This is a genomic window from Pseudomonas sp. S10E 269 (assembly GCF_002798465.1).
Lineage (GTDB): Bacteria > Pseudomonadota > Gammaproteobacteria > Pseudomonadales > Pseudomonadaceae > Aquipseudomonas > Aquipseudomonas pergaminensis.
Genome location: NZ_PHIJ01000001.1, coordinates 5,198,201 through 5,220,898 on the forward strand (window position 1 = coordinate 5,198,201; position 22,698 = coordinate 5,220,898).

A 22,698-nucleotide genomic window follows, 5' to 3' on the forward strand; every position below is an offset into this window, starting at 1 on the left:
TTCACGGTCAGAATGTGTTGTGAGTGAATGTCTCTATGAGTGACAGCTACCTTTCGTTTGTCAATTCCCCCTGGGGTCGGCGCCTGGCCCAGGCCGTCGGCTTGCCGCAGCCCTTGCCGCTGCAACGCCATCGCAGCGGCCAGCAAGGGCTGGTCAACCCGGTGATCGTCGCCGGGGCAGGGCGCCTGGCCGTCGAGGTGCAGCGGGTGTTCGCGGCCACCGACACCGTCATCGCCACGCCGGCCACGCTTAAGGCGCCGTCCACGGTCAAGGTGCAGGGCGCGGTGTTTGATGCGAGTGCCGTGACCGACCCGCACCAATTGGATGAGCTGTATGTGTTCTTCCACGCCAATGCCAAGCGCATTGGCCACCATGGCCGCGTGATGGTGCTCGGCACCGCGCCGGAACACTGCCAGGACTTGCCCCAGGCCATCGCCCAGCGCGCCCTTGAAGGCTTGGTGCGTTCGCTGGCCAAGGAGTTGCGGCGCGCGATCACCGTGCAGTTGGTCTACGTGGCCCCCGGCGCCGAAGCCGCGCTGGACAGCAGCCTGCGGTTCTTCCTGTCGCGCCGCTCGGCCTATGTCTCGGGGCAGGTGATCCGCCTGGAGGCACCGGTGGACGGCCAGGTCAGCGTCAATTGGGACAAACCCTTCGCCGGCCGTCGCGCGTTGGTCACCGGCGCTTCCCGTGGTATCGGCCTGGCGATTGCCCAGGTGTTGGCACGGGACGGCGCCCATGTGGTGTGCGTGGACGTGCCCCAGGCCCAGGCGTCGCTGCAACAGGCAGCGGAAAGTGTCGGCGGCTCGGCGCTGCCGCTGGACATCACCGCAACCGATGCAGCCTCACTGTTGCAAGCCCACGTCAGCCAATACGGCGCCTTCGATGTGGTGGTGCACAACGCCGGCATCACCCGTGACAAGACCATCGCCAAGATGACCGAGGACGCCTGGCGCAGTGTGCTGGCCGTGAACTTAGAGGCGCCGTTGCAACTCAGCCATGCACTGCTGGACAGCCAGGGCCTGAACCCCGGCGGGCGCATCGTCTGCGTGTCGTCGATTTCCGGCATCGCCGGCAACCTTGGGCAGAGCAATTACGCCACCTCCAAGGCTGGCGTGATCGGCCTGGTGCAGGGCCTGGCACCGCGAGCGGCGGCGCAGCACGTCACGGTGAATGCAGTGGCACCCGGGTTTATCGAGACGCAGATGACCGCGAAAATCCCGCTGATGATCCGCGAAGCCGGGCGGCGCATGAACTCGATGTCCCAGGGCGGGCAACCTATCGATGTGGCCGAGACCATTGCCTGGCTGGCACACCCGGCGTCGGGCGGGGTCAACGGCCAGGTCATCCGCGTGTGCGGCCAAAGCCTGCTGGGAGCCTGAGTCCATGGACTACGTGACGCAGATCATTGACCCGCCGCCATCACGCACGCGCTTGCTGCTCGATGGCGTACGCGCCTTGCGCAAACCCAAGCTCGACGGTGCGCCCGTACTGCCCAAGGAACGCCTGGTGCGCTCGGCGGCGCAGTTGTCTGCCGCTGATATTGAAGCCTATGGCCGCGCCTGTGGTTTTCGCCGCGAGCAGGGCGTGCCGTTGTCCTACCCCCACGTGCTGGCGTTCCCATTGCACCTGATGCTGCTGACGCGGCCGAGCTTCCCGTATCCGGCCAGCGGCATGGTGCACCTGGCCAATCGCATTCGTCAGCACCAGCGCTTGCACCCAGGCCAGGCGTTGCGGCTGGAAGTGTATGGCGAGCGCTGGGTTGCCCATCCCAAGGGCCAGGCGCTGAGCATCGCCACCCGTGCGTACGGCGCCGACACACTGGTGTGGGAAAGCGACAGCCTGTACCTGCGCCGGGACGTCAAGGACCCGGTGGGTGAACCGTGGGACGACGTATTGCCGCTGCAGGAAGACGGTTTGCTGCGTACCCAGCGCTGGGTGTTGCCGGCTGACCTGGGCCGGCGCTTTGCCAAGGTGTCAGGGGATTTCAACCCGATTCACACCTCGGTGATTGGCGCCAAGCTCTTCGGTTTTCGCCGCGCCATCGCCCACGGCATGTGGACCCTGGGGCGCGCACTCGCCGCGCAGCAACCGCCCGGCGGGCTGGACCAGGCCGAGGCGCATTGTGACTTCAAGTTGCCGATCTTCCTGCCTGGCCAGGTTGCTCTTTGGAGTCACCCGGTGACCGGCCCGCGCCGCGAATTCGAAGTGCGCAATTTCGCCGGTGACAAACCCCACATGCGCGGACTATTCATCTGGAAAGAGAGCGTGGAATGAGTGACTACAGCTTCAACCCGGCCCCGGTTCGTCGCGTCGCGATTATCGGCGGCAACCGCATCCCGTTTGCTCGCTCCAACACGGTGTACGCCCACGACAGCAACCAGGACCTGCTGGTCGCCGCCCTGCAGGGCCTGGTCGACCGCTACAACCTGCACGGCCAACGCCTGGGCGAATTCGCCGCTGGGGCGGTGATCAAGCATTCGCGGGACTTCAACCTGGCGCGCGAGTCATTGCTGTCCACCACCTTATCGCCGGACACGCCTGCCTACGATGTGCAGCAAGCCTGCGGCACCGGCCTGGAAGCGGCCTTGCTGGTAGCGAACAAGATTGCCCTGGGCCAGATCGACGTGGGCATCGCCGGCGGTTCCGACACCACCTCCGACGCACCGATCGGCATCAACGAATCCCTGCGCCACACGTTGCTCGCGGCCAACCGCGCCAAGGGCATGGGCGCCAAGTTGCAGGCGCTGCTCAGGGTGCGGCCATCAATGTTTTTCAAGCCATTGCTGCCGCGCAATGGCGAGCCGCGCACCGGTTTATCCATGGGCGAACACTGCGAAGAAATGGCCAAGCGCTGGCAGATCAAGCGCCTGGCCCAGGATGAACTGACCCTCACCAGCCATCAGCGCCTGGACGCGGCCTACAAGCGCGGTTTCTTCGATGACCTGATCAGCCCCCATCGCGGCCTGGCTCGGGACAATAACCTGCGCGCCGACGCGAGCCTGGAGAAACTCGCCGGCCTGTCCCCAGCCTACGACCGGCAAAACGGCACGCTCACTGCGGGCAATTCAACACCGCTGACCGATGGCGCCTCGGTGGTGCTGCTGGCCAGCGAGGAATGGGCGGCCGCGCACGGCTGGCCGGTGCTGGCCTATCTGCGTACCGGCGAAACGGCGGCGGTGAATTTCGTCGATGGCACCGAGGGCCTGCTGATGGCTCCGGCCTATGCGGTGCCGCGCATGCTCAAGCGCGAAGGGTTGAGCTTCGATGACTTCGATTTCTTCGAGATCCACGAAGCCTTCGCCGCCCAGGTGCTGTGCACGCTCAAGGCGTGGGAAGACGCCGATTATTGCCGCGAGCGCCTAGGCTTGGATGCACCGCTGGGCGCCATCGACCGCGCCAAGATGAACGTCAACGGTGGCTCACTCGGTTGCGGCCATCCCTTCGCCGCCACTGGTGGCCGGCAATTGGCGGCGTTGGCCAAGATCATCCATGAGAACGGCGGCGGGCGCGGCCTGATTTCCATCTGCGCGGCGGGCGGGCTGGGCATTACTGCTATCGTCGAGAAGTAGCTCTATCAAAAACAACAACAAGGAGACTGCCATGAACGCTGTAAGCCTGGAACATACCGAACGGATCTGGTTGAACGCTTACCTGCCTGGCGTCCCGGCGGATATCGAGGCCGGCATCGAGGACTACCCGTCGCTGCGCGAGGTGTTCCTGGAGCACCTGGAGAAGTTTCGCGAGCGGGTGGCCTACGTCAGCATCGGCACCGAAATGACCTACGCCGACTGGCAGGTGCAAGGCTATGCCTTCGCCGCCTGGCTGCAGGGGCAGGGCGTCAAGAAGGGCGATCGCGTGGCGCTGATGATGCCCAATTGCTTGCAGTACCCGATCTGCCTGCTGGGCACGATCCTGGCCGGCGCGGTGGTGGTCAACGTCAACCCGCTGTACACCTCCCATGAACTCAAGCATTTGCTCAAGGACAGCGGCGCAGAAACCGTGGTGATCTTCGAGAACTTCGCACAGACCCTGGAGAAAGTCATCACTGGCAGCAGCGTCAAGCGCGTGGTGATCGCCGCCATCGGTGACCTGTTGGGTACCTTCAAGGGCGCGGCGATGAACTTCATCCTGCGTCGCGTGCAAAAACAGGTGCCCGCGTTCAATTTGCGCGGTTCGATACGCTTCAACCAGGCGTTGAAACAGGGCCGTGGGCTTAACCATTTCCCTGTGGAGATGCACCTCGACGACCTGGCCTTTTTGCAATACACCGGCGGTACCACCGGCGACGCCAAGGGCGTGATGCTCAGCCACCGCAATATCATCGCCAACCTGTTGCAAGCCAAGGCCTGGGTTGGCGACCAACTGGACCAAGACAAGCAGGAAACCAACGTCACCTTGCTGCCGCTGTATCACATCTTTTCGCTGACGGTGAATTGCCTGATGTTCATGTGCCTGGGCGGGCGCAACATCCTGATCGCCAACCCACGGGACGTGAAGCGCGTGCAGATGATCCTGCGCAAGGAACGCTTCAACGGGATTGCCGGGGTCAACACCTTGTTCAACGGCTTGCTGGAAAACAAAGAGTTCTGCGCACGGGACTTTTCCGACCTGCGCATGGTGATCGCGGGCGGGATGGCCACGCACACGGCGGTGGCCAAGCGCTGGAAGGAAGTCACCGGGCTGCCGATCATCGAGGGCTACGGCCTGACCGAATGTTCGCCGGTGGTGAGCATCAGCCCGATCAACATTGCGCGCATGCGCGAGATGGAATTCACCGGCAGCATCGGTGTGCCGTTGCCGTCGACCTGGGTACGTTTTGTGCGCGAAGACGGCGAGCTGGCCGACATTGGCGAGCAGGGCGAACTGCAGGTGCGTGGGCCGCAGGTGATGCAGGGCTACTGGAAGCGCCCGGAGGCCACCGCCGAAGTCCTGGATGCAGAAGGGTGGTTGTCGACCGGTGATATCGGCGTGATGGACGAGCGTGGTTACATTCGCCTGGTGGACCGCAAGAAGGACATGATCCTGGTCTCGGGTTTCAACGTGTACCCCAATGAAATCGAAGACGTGGTGGCGCTGCACCCTGGGGTAGGGGAAGTGGCGGCGATTGGGGTGGAAGATGGCGTGACCGGGGAGAAAGTGAAGATCATCGTGGTGCGCAAGGACCCGAACCTGACCCAGGAGCAGATCCTGGCGCATTGCCGCGAGTATCTGACAGGGTACAAGGTGCCCCGGTATGTGGAGTTTCGCACCACCGAGTTGCCCAAGACCACGGTCGGCAAAGTGCTGCGCAGGGCCTTGCGCTAGTTTGAACGTTTAGGTGAACCCACTGTGGGAGCTGGCTTGCCTGCGATAGCGGTGTATCAGTCACACCGCCATCGCAGGCAAGCCAGCTCCCACAGGTTTCGGCGGTGTGGTTTAGAGAGCGTTTACGGTTACCCAGCGTTCTTCCCTGGCCGCCACGCGAATCGCCGTCGCCAGCCGCTCAACTTCCCACGCCGCTTCAAAATCAGTGCCATCCGCACCTTGACCCGCCACGGCCATGATCAACTCCTGCACCTCCAGCGTCTTCAGCTCGTTGTACCCCAATTGGTGCCCCGCCGCCGGGCTGAACGCTGCATAACCCGGCAGGGCCGGGCCTGCGAGTAAACGCTGGAACCCATCCTGGCCCGCGCGACACACCTGTAATTCATTCAAACGCTCCTGATCGAACGCCAAGGTGCCTTTCGTTCCGCTGATCTCGAAACTCAGGTGGTTTTTGTAACCGTGCTTGAGCCAGCTGCTGCTTACCGTCCCGCGTGCGCCGTTGGCGAAACGCAGCAGGGCGTGCACCTGGTCATCCACGGCGATGGTTTTGCGCTCGGCGCTCTCTTTGACGGCAGGGCGCTGGCCGTGGACGGTTTGGGTATCGGCGCACACGCTCTGCACATCACCGACCAGATAACGCGCCATCGACAATAAATGACTGCCCAGGTCCGCCAGGGCGCCGCCGGCATGTTCGACTTCGCAACGCCAGGACCATGGCGAGGTGGGGTCGGCCATGAAGTCTTCGCTGAATTCACCCTGGAAGCTGATGATTTCGCCGAGGTCACCGTTGGCGATTATCTGCCGCGCCAGCGTGATCATCGGGTTGTGCTGGTAGTTGTAGCCCACCCGCGTCACCACCCCGGCGGCACTGGCGGCGCGGCGCATGGTGTCGGCCTGTTCCAGGCTCACGGCAAGAGGTTTTTCGCAGTACACCGCCTTGCCAGCGGCAATGGCCGCCATCGCCATGGGGTAGTGCAGGTGATTGGGCGTGGTGATGGCCACGACGTCGACACTGGGGTCGTTGATCAGCGCTTGCCAGTCGCAATGGGCCTGGGCAAATCCCCAGGCTGTGGCGCAACGCTGGGCGCGTTCGGCGTCGGCATCGGCCAGGGCGGCCAACTGGAGGTGTACCGGCAGGTCGAACACCGCGCGAGCATTATTGAAAGCCAGGGCGTGGGCGCGGCCCATGAAGCCTGTGCCGATCAAGCCGATTCCGAGTGCACGCATCGTCGTGGTCCTTTGCATTATTATTTTCAGAAGGCCTATTAATGGAATATAAATTCTCTAATTTCAATAGATGGAATAAAAATTCATTAGGGCGCCGACGATCACCCCCGCGAATGCAGCTATATTCAGGCGCTGACGAAAGGCCCTCAGTTAACAAAAGATAACGTAGCGCCGATTGTCAGACGATTCGAAAGCCCGATAGGATGGCCCCTGCTTCCTCCAGGCGCTCTAGATTGCAGGTTTCAAGGCCCCGGAAGGCAGGCGATAACAATAATAAATGGGAGAAAGGTCTATGAGTGAGCCTGTCATGGGTTGGGTTGTTTGCCGCCCACGCGCCGCACGCAGGGTTGCGATGCTGGCCGCAGCGCTCTCGCTGTTTGGACTGGGGGTAGCGTCAGCCGCGTTGTCCACCTCCGTCCAGGCCGCCAGCGATACCACTTTTGCGATTGAATCCCCCAAGGCCGCCAAAGGCCTGATGATCGACGTGGTCCACGCGGGCAAGCGCCTGGTGGCGGTCGGTGATCGCGGGCATATCCTCTATTCCGATGACCAGGGCAACACCTGGACCCAAGCCAAAGTCCCCACCCGGCAATTGCTCACGGCGGTGTTTTTCGTCGATGACAAGCAGGGCTGGGCGGTTGGCCATGATGCGCAAATCCTTGCCAGTTCCGATGGCGGTGCTACTTGGACCCAGCAATACCAGGACCTCAAGCGCGAAGCGCCTTTGTTGGATGTGTGGTTCAACGATGCCAGCCACGGCCTGGCCGTGGGCGCCTACGGTGCGCTGATCGAAACCACCGACGGCGGGAAGAGCTGGAATGACGTCAGCGACCGCCTCGACAACGAAGACCAGTACCACCTCAACGCCATCGCCCACATCAAGGACGCCGGTCTGTTTATCGTCGGCGAGCAGGGCAGCATGTTTCGTTCCAGCGACGACGGCCAGACCTGGGAAAAACTCGAAGGCCCCTACGAGGGCTCGCTGTTTGGCGTGATCAGCACAGCGCAACCGCAGACCCTGCTGGCTTATGGCTTGCGCGGCAACCTGTACCGTTCCACGGATTTCGGCAGCACCTGGGAACCCGTCGAATTGAACGCGGCGCGGGGAGCGCTGGAGTTCGGCCTGTCGGGCGCGACCTTGCTGGATGACGGTGCCATCGTCGTCGTGGGTAATGGCGGCAGCGTGGTGGTCAGCCATGATGATGGACTGACCTTCAGCGTGTTCAACCGTCCGGACCGTATTTCGCTGTCGTCCGTCACGGCGGCAGGCAACGGCAACTTGATTCTGGCGGGGCAGGGTGGCGTTCGCGTCGCCGCGCCCAACGGCGCCGAACTCGTAAAACAATAATAAGGGCGGGGAAAGAATGAGCAGTCATCACAACGATAAAGCGACCTTTCTTGAGCGCCTGATCTTCAACAATCGCCCGGCAGTGATCGTGATCTGCCTGCTGGTGAGCATCTTCCTGTTCTGGCAGGCGACCTTGATTCGCCCGTCCACCAGCTTCGAAAAGATGATCCCTCTCAAGCACCCCTTCATCGAGAAGATGATGGAGCATCGCAACGACCTGGCCAACCTGGGCAACACCGTGCGCATCTCGGTGGAGGCCAAGGACGGTGACATATTCACCCAGGAGTACATGGAGACCCTGCGTCAGATCAACGATGAGGTGTTCTACATCTCCGGCGTTGACCGCTCGGGCCTCAAGTCGCTGTGGAGCCCCAGCGTGCGCTGGACCGAAGTGACCGAAGAAGGCTTTGCCGGCGGTGAAGTGATCCCGCAGAGCTACAACGGCTCGCCGGCAAGCCTTGACCAACTGCGCAACAACGTGCTCAAGTCTGGCCAGGTCGGGCGCCTGGTGGCCAACGACTTCAAGTCGAGCATCGTCGATATTCCGCTGCTGGAGTCCTACCCGGACCCGCAGGACCAGGGCAAGTTACTGGCCCTGGACTACCGCAAGTTCTCCCACGAACTGGAAGACAAGATCCGCGACAAGTTCGAAGCCCAGAACCCCAACGTCAAGATCCACATCGTCGGCTTTGCCAAGAAGGTCGGTGACCTGATCGACGGCCTGGTGATGGTGGTGATGTTCTTCGGCGTTGCCTTCATCATCACCTTGATCCTGTTGCTGTGGTTCACCAACTGCCTGCGCAGCACCGTCGCGGTGTTGAGCACCACGCTGGTGGCGGTGATCTGGCAGCTTGGGCTGATGCACTTCTTCGGGTTCGGCCTCGATCCGTATTCGATGCTGGTGCCGTTCCTGATCTTCGCCATCGGTATCTCCCACGGCGTGCAGAAAATCAACGGTATCGCCCTGCAATCCAGCGAGGCGGACAACGCCCTGACCGCCGCGCGGCGCACCTTCCGGCAACTGTTCCTGCCGGGGATGATCGCGATCCTGGCCGACGCCGTGGGTTTCATCACCCTGCTGATCATCGACATTGGCGTGATCCGCGAGCTGGCGATCGGTGCGTCCATTGGCGTGGCGGTGATCGTGTTCACCAACCTGATCCTGCTGCCGGTGGCGATTTCCTATGTGGGCATCAGCAAGCGCGCCATCGCCAAGAGCAAGAAAGACGCGAACCGCGAACATTCGTTCTGGCGCCTGCTGTCGAACTTTGCCAACCCGAAAGTCGCACCGATCTCCATCGCCTTGGCGTTGGTCGCCTTTGGCGGCGGCCTTTGGTACAGCCAGAATCTCAAGATCGGCGACCTGGACCAGGGCGCGCCGGAACTGCGCCCCGACTCGCGCTACAACAAAGACAACAATTTCATCATCAGCAACTACTCCACCAGTTCCGACGTGTTGGTGGTGATGGTCAAGACCAAGGCCGAAGGCTGCTCGCGCTACGAAGCGATGGCGCCGATCGACCAGTTGATGTGGAAGATGCAGAACACCGAGGGCGTGCAGTCGGCGATCTCGCTGGTGACGGTGTCCAAGCAGATGATCAAGGGCATGAACGAGGGCAACCTGAAATGGGAAACCCTGTCGCGCAACCCGGATGTACTGAACAACTCCATCGCCCGCGCCGATGGCCTGTACAACAACAATTGCTCGCTGGCGCCGGTGCTGGTGTTCCTCAACGACCACAAGGCGGAAACCCTCGACCGCGCCGTGCACGCGGTGCAGGACTTCGCCAAGGAAAACAACCAGGACGGCCTGGAATTCATCCTCGCCGCCGGCAACGCCGGGATCGAGGCGGCCACCAACGAGGTGATCAAGGAGTCGGAGCTGACCATCCTGATTTTGGTGTACCTGTGCGTGGCAACCATGTGCATGATCACCTTCCGCTCCTGGGCGGCGACCCTGTGCATCGTGTTGCCGCTGGTGCTGACCTCGGTGTTGGGCAACGCGCTGATGGCGTTCATGGGCATCGGTGTCAAGGTCGCGACCCTGCCGGTGGTGGCCCTGGGCGTGGGGATTGGCGTGGACTACGGCATCTACATCTACAGCCGCCTGGAAAGCTTCCTGCGTGCCGGTCTGCCGCTGCAAGAGGCGTACTACCAGACGCTCAAGTCCACCGGCAAAGCCGTGCTGTTCACCGGCCTGTGCCTGGCGATCGGCGTGTGCACCTGGATCTTCTCGGCGATCAAGTTCCAGGCCGACATGGGCCTGATGCTGACCTTCATGCTGCTGTGGAACATGTTCGGTGCCCTGTGGCTGTTGCCGGCACTGGCGCGGTTCCTGATCAAGCCCGAGAAGCTCGCGGGGCAGAAGGGCAACTCGTTGTTCGCCCATTGAGTCGGCAATCACCCTGTGGGATTCACTCACTCCCACAGGGCGTGCTTTACGCTGATGTCATTGAGTCGCCGAGGGCAGCGGGGCGATTTTCAGGAACAGGTTGTCCAGCGGTGGCGTGATCAGCACATAAACGATCTTCCTGACCGGCGCACTGCCGGGGGTCTTCTGGTTGGCCAGATAGGCTTGTACGTGCGCCTTGAGCAAGTCCTTCTGGGTAAACTTGCGTTGCTCCGGCAGCTTTAAATGCGCACGGGTGTAGCTGGCCGGCGGAGCGTCGGCGGTGCGGTAGTGGAAGTGGGCGTACCACAGCACCACGGGCGGCTTGGCGGTTTTGTCATACACCGCATATTCGGTGAAAAAATCACCGCTGAGTGTCGGTCGGTCGGGGTCGGACGGGCTGGTGAGATTGATGTCGATCTCACCATGCTCCCATAGGTAAGTGACGCTGTCGGCGGTGGGTAGTTGCTTTTTGTAGGCGCGACTGCACGCTCGCTGCGCGATGCGCGTCAGGTCTCTGGCGTGTGCACGGTACTCATCCACCAGGTCTTGCGTGGCGGGTTTGTCTTTGTGATCTCGGACCAGCTCATCGGCCAAGGCGGTCAGTTTCCGGGCGTGGGTTGTGAGCAATGTGTCCCAGGTATCCGGGTCGACTTCTTCCCGGGTGGCTTCTTCATCCACCAACAGTTGCTCGGCTGCCACTTGTTGCTCGATACCCTTGCGTTGACTGATCAGCTCCCGGCCTGATTCCCTCACCTGTGCCAGCGTGCGCACCGCCACGTCCGGCTCGGGTTCTACACGTACGCTGCGTGTCGTCTCCACCCATTCATTGTCTTGCCGGTCATAGGTGGCGAGGGTGTGGCCTGTTATCGGCTCGCTGATGGTCAAGTGTTCGTGGGCAATGTGCTCGTTGGCCGGCTGTAGGTCGCCGATCAGATAAGCTTTACGGCGAGTCTTGAACACGCGTTTGGTGGGGGCCTTGGGGCGCAGGGTTTTCGACAGCGGCAGTTCAACCTCCAGTTTTTCTTGTAAGCGCACCACCGTCTCCAATTCACCCTCGGCTAGGGCGCAGGCGTATTGCAGTCCCTTCAGAAGCCGTGCCGATGAGCCAAGTAGACGCTTGGATCTGAGCACATTGAGTGCCCGCAGGGCATTTTCATAGCGCCGGTATGTCTCGATGAGCGTTTCGTAAACACTGCGCTGGTCGCTCAGTGAGTAGTCGTTGCTGCTGCGTACGTCGATATGGGAAAGCAGGGTTTGATTGAGGTCACGCTCTGTCAGGAGTTCGTAGTAGAGTGCCTCCTGTGGCCGCATCGGCTCAATCGATAAGTCGAAACTTGCCCATGCCAGCGGGCGTAATGCATTAAGTTTCAGGTTCGCCACGAAATAGTATTGTGGGGTAATGATCGCGTTCATCAGGCGGTTGCGTATCGCACGTCCCCCGGTAGAAAGCCGCTCCAACTGTTCAGACAGGGTTTCCAGGGTAGAGGTGGCATTTGCCATTCGCTGCCAGGTGTCGGCGGCCTCGATAGAATTAGCGACATGTTCGTCAAATGCGGTACGGTCACCCCAAAGTGTATTCAGGTGCGTGCGCTTCAACAGATCGTACAGCGGTTCGCCGCTCTTGGAAGTGAACAGGTCGTTCAACCACCCGCGCTCATATTCGTAGAGCGCAAATGTGCCCTCCCAGGTGTTCTCGAGCATTTTTTCCAGGTCTTGGACGTGAGCGCCGGCCCCTGCAACGTCTTTGAGTTCCTGGCCCAGGCTGAACGCTTTTTGCCGTGCCGCCAATAGGTGTGCGGACTGTTCTGTGAAGGTGTCCAGCAATGTCCGGTAGTAGCCCCGCACCCTTGCGTAGTCGCGCATCTCCATTTGGTGCCGCGCCTCCAGAGCGGGAAGCCGGTCGGCGGTAGCACTTTGCAGGAGCCTCCACACCGATCTCAGTTTGCGTCTTTGTTCTGTCAGAGTCTTGTACCAGGTGTTCAACTGCGCAGCCGATTGCTTGCAAGGCGGTTCCAACTGCTCCCGGACCTCCACCGCAAGCGAGTCGATGGCGGCAAGCAGCTCACGTTTTCGTTCCAGGTTTTTCGCGCGCAACGCGGCCAGCCGCTTCGGGCCGCCGCCTGCCAGCTTGAGCCCGCGATCCAGGGTCCAACCGCCTTTGCCGTCGGTTTTGAGCACAATGCCCGGACGCGCTGGTTTCTCGGGGTGAAGGATGTACACCTCGCCAACGCCTGGGACGATTGTCACCCTGAACAGCAAGCCGCCCACTGAGGCATGCCATTGTCCGTTGATCAAGTACAGGCCCTTGTAGACGCCGGCTTGGGTCGGAACGGGGGCGGGGTCGGGCCAGCGCACGTTGTAGGCCAAGAGTTTTTCCAGCAGGGCTGCGCACGCGGTGTCACTGGCCAGTGAGCGATCGAAGTCAAGCACGGTGCGACCGTCACCCGGCGGCTCGGCGGGCAGGCCGATCGCCCCGCGCTGGATCACGGCTTTGGAGGGTAGCCCCAGGGTGGACTGTGGGCGTTCCAGCCCCCTGCGAGCAGGTGCTGGTTCGACGCGTGTTTCGTCCGGCCGTGGATGTACAGGCTCGTCGCCGGGCACTCGCGGGTGAAGCAGTAGCATGCTGATGTTCATCAGCAGGTCGACCCAGGCCAGCTCCCGGGCAGTAGGGTCTCTACTTTCCAGCGCTGGTAAATCGTGCTTGAGTCCGACCAGCAGTTGCAGCAGCCAACCTACAGCGGCCATTGGCCCGCGCACAGCCATCAGCAACGTATTGAGGCCCAATTGCAGGCCTTCCACGATCAGCGCCCATCGGCTCTCGGAATTGGAAGTCGACTCGCGTTCAGCCTGGTTGAGCAGTTGGTGGGCCTGGCAATTGAACAGGTACTCCATCAACGTTCCGGCATCCTGTGCCTGGTGGATTTCATTTGCGCTCTCATCATTCCCGCTCGCCAGCGTTGCGGGGTCAGGTTTGCGCGGCAGATCAAACTCAGATCCCAGGCCGATGCGCACATAGTGCGGCTCGGTGAAGCCACCGTTGCTGTAAATGGGCCTGGCGCTGTCTGACAGCCAGGTCAATACGCTGTCTTGCAGTTCACCCGGTTGGACGATGGCTGCCAGCAGGGCGTCGCGGTCGGGGAATTCCTGTAGCGATTGTGAGTAGGCAGGCCGGTAGAGCAGGTGCGGGCCTGTGCCGGTGTGTTTGGGCTCGATGATGAACATGTTGTCTACCACATCCGCCGTTGGACCAGGCTTGCGCACAAATGCGAGCGGGCGCAGGACGATCTCATCGTTGTCGACCCAGCGTTGCGAACGACTGGGTTTGAAGGCCGCCCTCACACATCGAAACCCTCGTTGCGTCAACCCGGCTTCGCCGCGAATTTTATGTTCAAGTGCCTGAATGCTCAGTTGCACCGGCCGTTGGCGGCAGAACAGGCGCTGGCGCTTTTTCGCTGCGATGGTGTCGCTCAGCAGGTGTTCACGCAGGTAGTTGGGATAATTGCGCCCAATATCGACGCGCTGGACCAGCTGCAGAATAGCGTCGGGCGTCAGCCACGCTTCTATCTCACGGCCGCCGGTATGGCGCACCGTCATGCGTCCTTTGGGGCGGCCGGCGAGATTTTTCAGCGCCAAGTCAAGCAGGCTCATGGTTACCCTCTCGATGTAGCCGCCCTCCAGGTTGCCAACCGGCACGTGGAAGGTCAGTTCCAACTCGCGGGCGTTGTACCCTGCAGCCAACGCCTCTTCGCTGCAGGTGCGTTCGCCGTGCAGGTGCGTGTTGCGCTCCAGGCACAGCTGATGGTTGAGGTGAAGGGCCGCATAAGTGTCGATGGCTTCCAGCTCATTCAGGTCCGGATCACCAAGCGCCTCGTGTTTCAGGGCCGTTTGCTCGAGCAGGCATTGGTGATAAGCGAATCGATCCTGCGGGGTTGCGTCGCGCAGCCAGGTCGGCAGTGCGGCATCTAGACGGGCTTGGGGCGCGAATGTCTCGGCGCTCAGTAAGTGTGAGGGGTCGGTAATTGAGGCAAATTGCGCTTGCAGGTGCTCTACGTTGGTCACACCGGGGAGCTTGACTGCGGCGAGATCGTCCAACTGTTGGTTGAGTAGCAGTGCCGCCTGGATTTCGAAAATATCGCCGTCGGGTTCATACAGTTGCCAGGTGACGCGGTCGGCGCCAAAACGCGCTTCCATGCGTTCAGCCCAGGCACGTCCGAAGGCATCCACGTTGGCAAACGGCAAGACCTCGCCCGAAACAGTACAGAGCAGGGTACCCGTGTTGCTCACAACCAACAGGTCTGCGGCCTGCAAGGTCAGGGTAGTCTGGCCCTGTTGAAGGCAAGCAGCGGGGGTGTACGCATAGACGAATGTGCCAGGCTCTGACTGGCTTGCACGGGTTTGCCGGTCGGGATAGCGAGTCAGCAGGCTGAGCGCCGACAATTGCTGGGAAGTGGCGTCGACGTTGCGCAGTGTCGACAGGCGCAGTTGGCTTTGCAGTACTGTCGCCAACCACTTCCAGCGGCTGCCACCGGCATCGCTGTCTTGGCCCCAGTACGCGGCCAGCGCGTCCTGAAAATCAATAAACAGGATCAGCGGCAGCTCATGAATAACCGCCTCAATCACTTGAAGGTCATAGTCGTGTGGGCTTTCAGCTTGATAACGCAGTCGAGTTCCGGTGGCGTCGCTCAGGTAGCAATCCATGCCGTGCCGGTTTGACACGTCTGGATAGCGGCCATCGGCAAGATGTTCCAGTGCTATGTCCAATAGCGGCAGCAGGGCACGGCCGCCACCGTCTCGGGGCTGCGCCAAGCGCAGGTCCGAGATGGGGTGCGTCAATAGCGGGTACTTTTCCTTCAGGTTGTCCGACAGCATCTGCGCTGTAACCGAGCGTAATGTGGGGCGCGTTCGAAACTGCTCGGCGACAGTTTGCTGGATCAGGTTGGTTGCACGGGCATGGCTTGGAGTAGGCATGGGTCGTTCCTTAACGCTGGCCTTGTAAGTAGCCACGCAAGGTAGTGCTCAATGGCGCACAGGGTGTGGTAGCTCAGTACCTCGTGCTACGGCCAAGCGTTGTCGCCAGCAGTGCCTTCAGACCAATGCCGCGCTCATCACGGCATTGGTCTGAAAGGGGGTCACAGCTTCAAAAACAGCTTTTCATCCAGTGGCGCTGTGATCCGGGCGCGGATGATCTTTTCTATCTCTTTTTTGTCGTTGCCCGCCTTGGCGATCAGCGACGTTTGCGTCTCATAGCGCTGGGACGGGATTTTCAGGTGCGCCGCAGTGTATTCATTGCGCGGCGTCGCAGCGTTCGGGTAGTGAAAGTGCGCGTACCACAGCACCTTGTGCGAACCCTTTTCCCGCACCGTATACTCGGTAAACACATCGCCGGATTTCGAAGGAATTGCGCGTTTGACCAGGTTGATGTCGACGAAGCCGTGCGTCCAAAGGAAGTCGACATTTTCCTGTCTCGGTGTTTGGACTTTATAGCCGTCGGCCGTATGCTGACGTCCCTCTTGCAGCAGCTCATCGGACTTTGCGCGCCATTGGGCGACTAACTCCTTTGTGCCCGGCTTGTCGCCAAGCTCGGTTTCAACTTGATCGGCCGTTGCCTTGAGCCTGTTAGCCAAGCTCTCGCACATGTCGTTCCAGTCAAGTGGGGTAACGCCGTCGCGTCTTGTTGGGTCTTTGAGCTTTTTTTTCTGAAACGCGATCCTGCGTTCGTTGTCGATGCTGTCGTCGATGATTGCCCTCACTTCGTCTTTATAGGTATTCAGGGACTTGGACGGTCGGGGCGGCGTAGCGGCGGGGGGTTCATATGCAACTTGCCTGACCCATTCACGCTGGGCCGGGTGCTCGTTATAAGTCGCAATAGGGTGTCCGGTTTTCGGGTCCAGCACATCAATGACATTATTCTGACCCTCCGTGGGGGCACGCAATGTCCCGATCAGAGTTTGCTTGTCCCGCGTGTTGAAGACTCGCCGTTTCGAGTCTTTTTCCGGCTTGTCGGCGCGCTTGGGTAATACGGGTGACAAACCTTGTTCTTCGCGCAGTGCATCGGCCAAGTCGGCCCTGGCCTCATCGAGGACTTCAGTGACGCGTTGGACGAACAGTTGGCGGTATTCGTCGCGAAAAACCTCGGGGTGAAGTTCTTGCAAGGTCTCAAAGTCGTTCAGTGACTGTTCGTAGGTGTCGATCACCGTGGTCAATGCAGCCTTGCGTTCAGTGAGCGTGTAGCCCTGATATTCGTGTTGATCAAGGAAGGTTTGGTTGACGAGCCTCAGGTTGGCCGATTGCAGCCGCGCCTTCAAAAGGCCCCCATAGTTTGACGGCACGTCAGCGCTTCTGATGATGCTCAACTCCTTGAGGTTGGCCATGATGGACAGCTGCGAGGCTTTAGCTTCGATGGACGGTGCAACCTGCCTCCGCTCGCTGAGGAACTTCTCGGCGCTGTGTCTGGCGGAAGGCGAATCGTTTTTCCATTTATCGAGTTGGGCAGCAAGTGCTTGCTGGGACCTCCAAATACCTTCGCGGTCCTGATTGATGATCTTGAGGTTTTCAATCGCCTCATCGTAGGTAGCTTTTTCTGCGCCTGGCCCGGCCCGACGCATCATGTCGGACAAGGGCTCACCGCTGAGACTGATTTCGGTAGTGTGATTGTTAAGTCGGGCGTAAATGTTATTGACCAGCAACAAGTCCGCCATGCTCTTTGAATATATCAACGAGCGCATGGCCTTGAACTCGGTGAGATCATCGATCGCACCGATTTTTTTCGGGGTGATGATTTCGATGGCTCTTTCGTTGCTGGCGATATCGGCTTGGGCCGCCCTCTCCAAGTCGCGAAGACCCTGGTCAATCTTCAGTCTGAGTTGACGCGTAGATTGCAATTGTTCTGCATAAGGCGCGGCGTATTGGCTGGCTGTGTCACCTTTGTTCAACCCCCATTGCACCATGAGTTTTTTTCGTGCGGTGGTGAATGCATCGAGATCTTCATTGAGCGCCCGAACGGCTGCCAAGAAAGTTTTTTGGGTTTTTCCGCTTTCCAGGAGGCTTTGCTCGTATTGGACGACCACCTGTTCCCTGGCCATGGCGTTTTCCCTGACCATGTCTTTTATGCCCTTGCGCTTGGGCATGCCTCCCCTTAGCTTGGGGCCGATATCCAGGCGCCATCGGCCGTCTGGGCCGGACTTCAATGATGGCCCTGTACGTGCCTTGTTTTGCGGGTCGATGATGAAGGTGCCGTCCAGGTCCCGGGCCACCCGGAACCATAGGTTGTCGATGTGTGCATACAGGTGGTTGTCGATGCTGAAGAGCCCCTTGCTTGCCCCGTCGTTGATCGGCTCTGCGCCCGGCGCCGGCGCTGTGACGCTGAACGAGTCAATATGGGCACGTTGGGCGGGCGTCAGCTCGCGCGGGTTGGAGAAGGCGAAGTCGAACAGGGTATGATCGTTGCCCACTGTCAGACCGTTTTCCTGGGGGGCAGCCTGCTGAACCGACACATTGACCGTCGTGGGGGCGGTAGCTGCGTCACGACGCAAGGGAATCGATGCCTCGGGACGATCGATAAAACGCGAGCCGCGGGTGGGCGTGGTCGGACTCACGTGACCCAGCGACAGGGCCACATTAACCAGTAGGTCGACAACCGCTGCGGAGTGGTCCTTGCCATTGGGTTCATTGATCTGCTCGAAATCATTTTCCATACTGGCCAGTTGCATCAGCCAACCAGCCATCGCGCCGGGGCCGCGTAATACCGGAAGCAATGTATTGAGCAACAGCAAGCCCACCTCCTTGAACGACGCCCAGCGGCTTTCGGTATCGGACGTGGATTGGCCGTTTGCCAGGTTGACCAGGCTGTGCGCGTTGGATTTGAACAGATGTTTGGCCAGGTCACCGGTCAACAGGTCCTGGCGCAAGGTACTGGCGGCGTCATAGCCATCGACCGCCAGGGTCGTCGGCGCCGCGGTGGCCGGTGGGTCGAACTCATTGAACACGCTGTAGCGGGCAATATGGGGGATGTTGAAACCACCGTTGCCATACACCGCCCGCGTGCGGTGATCCGCAAGCCAGTTCAGCACGTTCTGTTGCAACGTGCCGGGTTGACGGATGGCCTCCAGCAAGGCTTCCCGGCTGGCAAACTCCTGCAGCGTCGGTTGCAGTTGGGGCTGGTAGAGGACATGTGGGCCTTGGCTGGCATCCAGCGGTTCGATCACGAACATGTTCTCGACCACATCCGGTGTCGCGCCCGGTTTACGTACAAACGCCAGTGGGCGCACGGTGATCTCCTGGCCGTCCACGCGTTTGGCGCCGGCCCCGGGCTGGAGAACCGCGTTGATATACTGATACCCGCGGGCGCTCAGGCCCGAATCGCCCTTGAGCTTCAATTCCAGCGCCTGCATGGCGAGCTGGATCGGCACCTGATCTATGAACCGCGCCTGGCGTTGCTGGGCAGCCTCGGTACCACTCAACAGTTCACGTTCCAGCAGGGCGGGATACTGCTTGCCGATGTCGACCTTGCTGATAAGGTCCTTGAGCATTTGCGGCAAGCTTGAGTCGACTACCTGTTGCCCGCGCACGTAGACGTCCATCTCGCCCTTGGGCAGGCCGGAAAGGTTCTCCAAGGCCATGTCAGTAAGGCTCATCTTCACCCGTTCGATGTACCCACTGCCCATGTTGCCCACGGCGACCTTGAACACCACCTCCACATCTTTGGCGGCGTAGCCTTTAGTGCTCAGCGCCAGGTCGAGTTGCTGCTGGGTATAGAGGCGTATGTCGGGGATACCGTCGAGGAAGGTGCGTCCTCCATTGCGCTGTACGCTGGTGGCGAGGGACGCGGTGAGGCGTTGGTAGGCAAAGCGTTCGGCGTCGCTGGCTTGCTTGAGCCAGGTGGGGAACTTGCTGGCCAGTGATTGTGCGTGCGACGTCGACGGCACCGGCGCGCCAACGAACCAGGGCGCGGTGGCGGTAGCGGCAGCGAACAGTTGTGCCAGGTCTTCAGGATTGCTGCTGGCTGGCAGCGTGACGGCGTCGAGGTTTTCCAGTTGTTGGTTGAGCATGATCGCGGCCTGGGTATCGAAGAGGTTGCCGTCGATCGCTCTGCGCTGCCAGGTCATCTGGTCGAAATCGAATGGCTGCGCCAATTGCTGGCTCCAGGCGCTGGCGAACGCTTCCAGCGAGGCATAGGGCGTGACCTTGCCTGCGGCGGTTGCGTGCAGGACGATGGTGCGCTCCCCGACCTGGCGCGTGATCAACAGATCGGCACTCAGGAGGGTGGTCTTCACTGCGCCCTTGCTCAACGTTGTGTCTATCACGTAGACCTTGGCCGCGTTGTCACCCGCCGCCTGCTGACGCTGCGCGGTGTCCGGGTAGTGCGTCACCTGGTCCAGCGTCTGGCGTTGGAGCTCATCCAGGCCGGGTTGTTCCAGACTGGCGATGCTCAGGGTTGTGTGCAACGTATCGCTGAGCCAGGACCAATGGCTGCTGGCCGGGTCTGTGCGGAAGGCGGCCTGGCCCCAATACTGGCTCAGCGCTTGGGCGAAGGCGCTTTTCAGGTTGGGCCGCAGGGCGCGTATGGCCAATTCCACCGTTGGCATATCCAGGAGGCGCGAGTGAAGACCATTGTCGTCGATGATTTTGAGGAACCTGAAGTGAGCGGTATCCATCCATTTGCAGGGCTCGCCATCGCGATCAGTGAAATCCAGGTCGGTGCCCGAGGCCAGGTGGTCAAGGGCCAGGTCGAGCAGAGGCGTCAATACGTACTGCAGGGGGGCGCCCTGGCTGGGGACGGCCAGCGAAGTCGTGGCGACATTGATATTCAGGGAGGGGTACTGGCTCTTGAGTGCATCGGTCAGCATTTCTGCGACCACCGAACGTAGCGTCGGGCGATTGGCGAAATGCGCGGCGACGACGTTTTCTGTTGTGCTTGCCGGCGCGATTGTAAAACGCGAGCTCAACGTCGGTTGGGCGATAGAGGCGCGTATTTGTGGGCGAGCAACCGTGGAGATTGCGGGTTCGGCTGGGGGGGCAAGCACGCCAGGAAGTGGGGGCGTGATGGGCAGGTTCACCGTATACGGGCGTGGAGTGGTTCTTACCGATTGCATGCAGACGCCTCCTTGGCGTGGGTGACAAACAAGTACGGCAGGAAAAATAACCGCCCATTCATGTAGGCGGGGCGACAATGCGTTATCAACTGTTTCGCCGCAGTGAACTCAGGCCGGCGAGCGCTTGGATTGGCGGGAGCTTGAGCCTTCTGTTTCCAGGTGTTTGCAGCCGCCCCATGGATGAAAGCGCGGCCCTACCTGCCATGCTGGGCTATCATTGGCGCTTTCCCGTAGACGATTGACTGCCATGACTGCCGAGACCCTGACCACCGTCCTTGAACACGCCGACATGCTAGAGATCGACGGCCTGCACGCCTTCGATTTCAGCCTGGACGCCGAGACACTACTGATCACCGCCATGGACGGCCGTGCTGAAAAACGCTGGCGTTTCAGCCTGGAGCAGGTGCGAGCAGCCACCTTCGACGACACGCTGCAAAGCTGGACCCTGACCGGTGATTCGGGCGAGCACCGCCTGATCTGCCTGAGCGCGTTCACCGGCAACAATAACGACGAGGATGAAACGGATGATGATGCGTAAATTCTGGCCCCTGCTGATGGCGGGCAGTGTCGGTGCGATGTCAGTGCAGGCTGCGCCGGCCGACACCTATGAACTGTTGGTGGGCAGCTACACCGCCGGCAGCAGCGAAGGGATCTATCGCCTGCAATTCGACAGCCGTACCGGTCAGTTCCAGGGCCCGCCAGTGCTGGCGGCCAAGGCTGCCAACCCGTCGTGGCTGACGATCTCCAAGGACCAGAAGCACCTGTTTGTGGTCAACGAGAATGGCCCCGGCCAGAAAGACCCGGTGGGGCGCGTAAGCAGCTACAGCATCGACCCGCAGAATCACCAACTGACCTTGATCAACCAGGTGCAGAGCCTGGGCAATGAACCGACCCATTCCAGCGTCGCCGCCGATGGGCGTTACCTGTTCGTGGCCAACTATTCGGTGCTGGAAGACCCGGGCGGCAGCCTGGCGGTGCTGCCGGTCGACGCCACGGGCAAGCTGTCGCCCCCGGTGCAACTGAGCGGGCACCCGGCCAGCCGGGTAAACCCGGAACGCCAGGCGTCCAACCATGTGCATTCGGTGGTGTCATCGCCGGATGGCAAGTATGTGTTTGTGCAGGACCTGGGCGCGGACAAGGTGTTTGCCTACCGCTATGACCCCAAGGCCAACCATGAGCTGCCCTTGACCTCGGCCGATCCGACCTCGGTGCAATTGCCGCCGGGTAGTGGCCCGCGCCACCTGTTGTTCAGCGCCGATGGCAAGCATGCCTGGCTGACCACCGAGATGAGCGCCCAGGTCGCGGTGTTCGACTACAAAGATGGCACGCTCACGCAGACTCAACTGGTGGACTTCGCCGCCGGGCAGCCGGTGTCCGACAAAGCCGGCGCCGCGTTGCACGCTTCAAGCGACGGCAAGTTCCTGTATGTGAGCAACCGTGGTACGGCCAACCAATTGCTGGTGTTCAGCATCGACCCGGCCACCGCACACCTCAAGGAGCTGCAGCGTCGTTCGGTGGAAGGCGATCACCCGCGCGAGTTCAGCCTGGATCCGACCGGCAAGTTTTTGCTGATCGCCAACCAGAAGAGCAATGCAATCGTAGTGGTCGAACGTGACCCGAAGACCGGCCTGCTGGGTAAAACCGTGCAGACATTGCCGATCGATGCGCCCAGCGACCTCAAGTTCCTGGTGCGTCAATAAGCCACAGGCCCCGCATTGCGGGGCCTGAGCCTTTGTATTAATTCTATTAATAGCGGCTACTGTTTCAAAGCATTTCTAAGGCTCGGCCCCCGGGCGTAAGTTTGGTTCCAAGGCCTTCCCCGGCCACTCAACCAAACGAACACAAGGGTTACCGACATGAATCTGAATCTCTTCTCCATCATCGCCGCTTCTGCTGTTTCCGCCACTGTTGCGCTGCCAGCTGCGGCCAGCGTGGAAGTCACCGGCAAAAAATCCAGCACCAGCGCCTATACCCAGAAATACCTGCAACAAAGCGCTAACTTCTACGCCGCGCTGGATCACAAAACCCAGCAATGAGCGTTGATTGACCCTGCACACCTGCAGACGCCAAACCACTGGAACGAAGCCTGGCTCGTTCGAGTGGTTTGGCGTTTGTGCATCTGCTGAATAAAAATGATTGATATCACATTGCCATGTGTTTAAATTTGGCGCTCAAATATTGACGCCTTTCCCTGGAATCGACAGCATGGCACTCCGACTCGCCGCAGTAATCCTGTTCCTCTATTCCGCCCCCATCCTGTCCTCCGTGCAACCGGTGGACGGTGAGCCGGAGCTGGCGCGCGAGCGATTGTTGAGCCTGGTCGAAGGCTGATACTG

General features: G+C 60.7%; 14 protein-coding genes. 11 read left to right on the forward strand and 3 right to left on the reverse strand.

All coding sequences use genetic code 11. The features are described 5' to 3' along the window. The first annotated feature begins 35 nt into the window (after window positions 1-35). Genes CWC48_RS24210 through CWC48_RS24225 form a run of 4 tightly spaced genes read left to right on the forward strand, consistent with a single transcriptional unit; the run spans window position 36 to window position 5,304 of the window. Window positions 36-1,379 carry a 3-oxoacyl-ACP reductase gene (locus CWC48_RS24210; RefSeq protein ID WP_100490498.1) on the forward strand — a complete coding sequence of 448 codons (1,344 nt, stop codon included), beginning with the start codon at window positions 36-38 and terminating at the stop codon, window positions 1,377-1,379. A gap of 4 nt (window positions 1,380-1,383) precedes the next feature. After that, window positions 1,384-2,274 carry a MaoC/PaaZ C-terminal domain-containing protein gene (locus CWC48_RS24215; RefSeq protein WP_078048767.1) on the forward strand — a complete coding sequence of 297 codons (891 nt, stop codon included), beginning with the start codon at window positions 1,384-1,386 and terminating at the stop codon, window positions 2,272-2,274. Continuing rightward, window positions 2,271-3,569, forward strand: coding sequence for an acetyl-CoA C-acetyltransferase (locus tag CWC48_RS24220; protein ID WP_100490499.1), 1,299 nt, complete (start codon window positions 2,271-2,273; stop codon window positions 3,567-3,569). The genes CWC48_RS24215 and CWC48_RS24220 overlap by 4 nt, the downstream gene beginning before the upstream one ends. A gap of 31 nt (window positions 3,570-3,600) precedes the next feature. Then, window positions 3,601-5,304, forward strand: coding sequence for an AMP-binding protein (locus CWC48_RS24225; RefSeq protein ID WP_100490500.1), 1,704 nt, complete (start codon window positions 3,601-3,603; stop codon window positions 5,302-5,304). A 111-nt stretch (window positions 5,305-5,415) separates the two neighbouring features. Here CWC48_RS24225 and CWC48_RS24230 read toward each other — a convergent pair whose 3' ends face one another. After that, entirely contained in the window at window positions 5,416-6,531 is a 1,116-nt protein-coding gene (locus CWC48_RS24230) for a Gfo/Idh/MocA family protein (protein ID WP_100490501.1), read from the reverse strand. A gap of 307 nt (window positions 6,532-6,838) precedes the next feature. Here CWC48_RS24230 and CWC48_RS24235 point away from each other — a divergent pair, with 307 nt between their 5' ends. Continuing rightward, window positions 6,839-7,879 (forward strand): YCF48-related protein, encoded by a 1,041-nt coding sequence (locus CWC48_RS24235; protein WP_100490502.1) that lies wholly within the window; start codon window positions 6,839-6,841, stop codon window positions 7,877-7,879. A 16-nt stretch (window positions 7,880-7,895) separates the two neighbouring features. Continuing rightward, on the forward strand, window positions 7,896-10,271 hold the full coding sequence (locus CWC48_RS24240; protein WP_099491601.1) for an RND family transporter: 2,376 nt from the start codon (window positions 7,896-7,898) through the stop codon (window positions 10,269-10,271). Window positions 10,272-10,328: 57 nt separating this feature from the next. Here CWC48_RS24240 and CWC48_RS24245 read toward each other — a convergent pair whose 3' ends face one another. Together CWC48_RS24245 and CWC48_RS24250 are read right to left on the reverse strand one after the other, a co-directional pair. Further along, window positions 10,329-15,140, reverse strand: a complete 4,812-nt coding sequence (locus tag CWC48_RS24245) for a dermonecrotic toxin domain-containing protein (RefSeq protein WP_256581750.1) — start codon at window positions 15,138-15,140, stop codon at window positions 10,329-10,331. Between the two features lie 260 nt (window positions 15,141-15,400). Further along, complete coding sequence (locus CWC48_RS24250) at window positions 15,401-19,639, reverse strand: dermonecrotic toxin domain-containing protein (protein ID WP_256581751.1); 4,239 nt, start codon at window positions 19,637-19,639, stop codon at window positions 15,401-15,403. 231 nt (window positions 19,640-19,870) lie between these two features. Here CWC48_RS24250 and CWC48_RS30600 point away from each other — a divergent pair, with 231 nt between their 5' ends. The 5 genes from CWC48_RS30600 to CWC48_RS30605 all read left to right on the forward strand — a co-directional run bounded on the left by CWC48_RS30600 (window position 19,871) and on the right by CWC48_RS30605 (window position 22,693). Continuing rightward, window positions 19,871-20,137, forward strand: a complete 267-nt coding sequence (locus tag CWC48_RS30600; RefSeq protein WP_256581753.1) for a hypothetical protein — start codon at window positions 19,871-19,873, stop codon at window positions 20,135-20,137. Window positions 20,138-20,609: 472 nt separating this feature from the next. Continuing rightward, window positions 20,610-20,900: a DUF5629 family protein gene (locus tag CWC48_RS24255; protein ID WP_100490505.1), complete on the forward strand. Its 291-nt coding sequence runs from the start codon at window positions 20,610-20,612 to the stop codon at window positions 20,898-20,900. Further along, window positions 20,887-22,062, forward strand: coding sequence for a lactonase family protein (locus CWC48_RS24260; protein WP_100490506.1), 1,176 nt, complete (start codon window positions 20,887-20,889; stop codon window positions 22,060-22,062). The genes CWC48_RS24255 and CWC48_RS24260 overlap by 14 nt, the downstream gene beginning before the upstream one ends. 156 nt (window positions 22,063-22,218) lie before the next feature. Then, entirely contained in the window at window positions 22,219-22,398 is a 180-nt protein-coding gene (locus CWC48_RS24265; protein WP_010210027.1) for a hypothetical protein, read from the forward strand. Between the two features lie 169 nt (window positions 22,399-22,567). After that, complete coding sequence (locus CWC48_RS30605) at window positions 22,568-22,693, forward strand: hypothetical protein (protein WP_256581755.1); 126 nt, start codon at window positions 22,568-22,570, stop codon at window positions 22,691-22,693. Window positions 22,694-22,698: the final 5 nt, after the last annotated feature.

Bases quoted from the DNA above. Each gene is read 5' to 3' on its own strand.
- CWC48_RS24210 (WP_100490498.1), top strand. From the start codon at position 36: ATGAGTGACAGCTACCTTTCGTTTGTCAATTCCCCCTGGGGTCGGCGC.
- CWC48_RS24215 (WP_078048767.1), top strand. From the start codon at position 1,384: ATGGACTACGTGACGCAGATCATTGACCCGCCGCCATCACGCACGCGC.
- CWC48_RS24220 (WP_100490499.1), top strand. From the start codon at position 2,271: ATGAGTGACTACAGCTTCAACCCGGCCCCGGTTCGTCGCGTCGCGATT.
- CWC48_RS24225 (WP_100490500.1), top strand. From the start codon at position 3,601: ATGAACGCTGTAAGCCTGGAACATACCGAACGGATCTGGTTGAACGCT.
- CWC48_RS24230 (WP_100490501.1), bottom strand. From the start codon at position 6,531: ATGCGTGCACTCGGAATCGGCTTGATCGGCACAGGCTTCATGGGCCGC.
- CWC48_RS24235 (WP_100490502.1), top strand. From the start codon at position 6,839: ATGGGTTGGGTTGTTTGCCGCCCACGCGCCGCACGCAGGGTTGCGATG.
- CWC48_RS24240 (WP_099491601.1), top strand. From the start codon at position 7,896: ATGAGCAGTCATCACAACGATAAAGCGACCTTTCTTGAGCGCCTGATC.
- CWC48_RS24245 (WP_256581750.1), bottom strand. From the start codon at position 15,140: ATGCTGTCGGACAACCTGAAGGAAAAGTACCCGCTATTGACGCACCCC.
- CWC48_RS24255 (WP_100490505.1), top strand. From the start codon at position 20,610: ATGACTGCCGAGACCCTGACCACCGTCCTTGAACACGCCGACATGCTA.
- CWC48_RS24260 (WP_100490506.1), top strand. From the start codon at position 20,887: ATGATGATGCGTAAATTCTGGCCCCTGCTGATGGCGGGCAGTGTCGGT.
- CWC48_RS24265 (WP_010210027.1), top strand. From the start codon at position 22,219: ATGAATCTGAATCTCTTCTCCATCATCGCCGCTTCTGCTGTTTCCGCC.
- CWC48_RS30605 (WP_256581755.1), top strand. From the start codon at position 22,568: ATGGCACTCCGACTCGCCGCAGTAATCCTGTTCCTCTATTCCGCCCCC.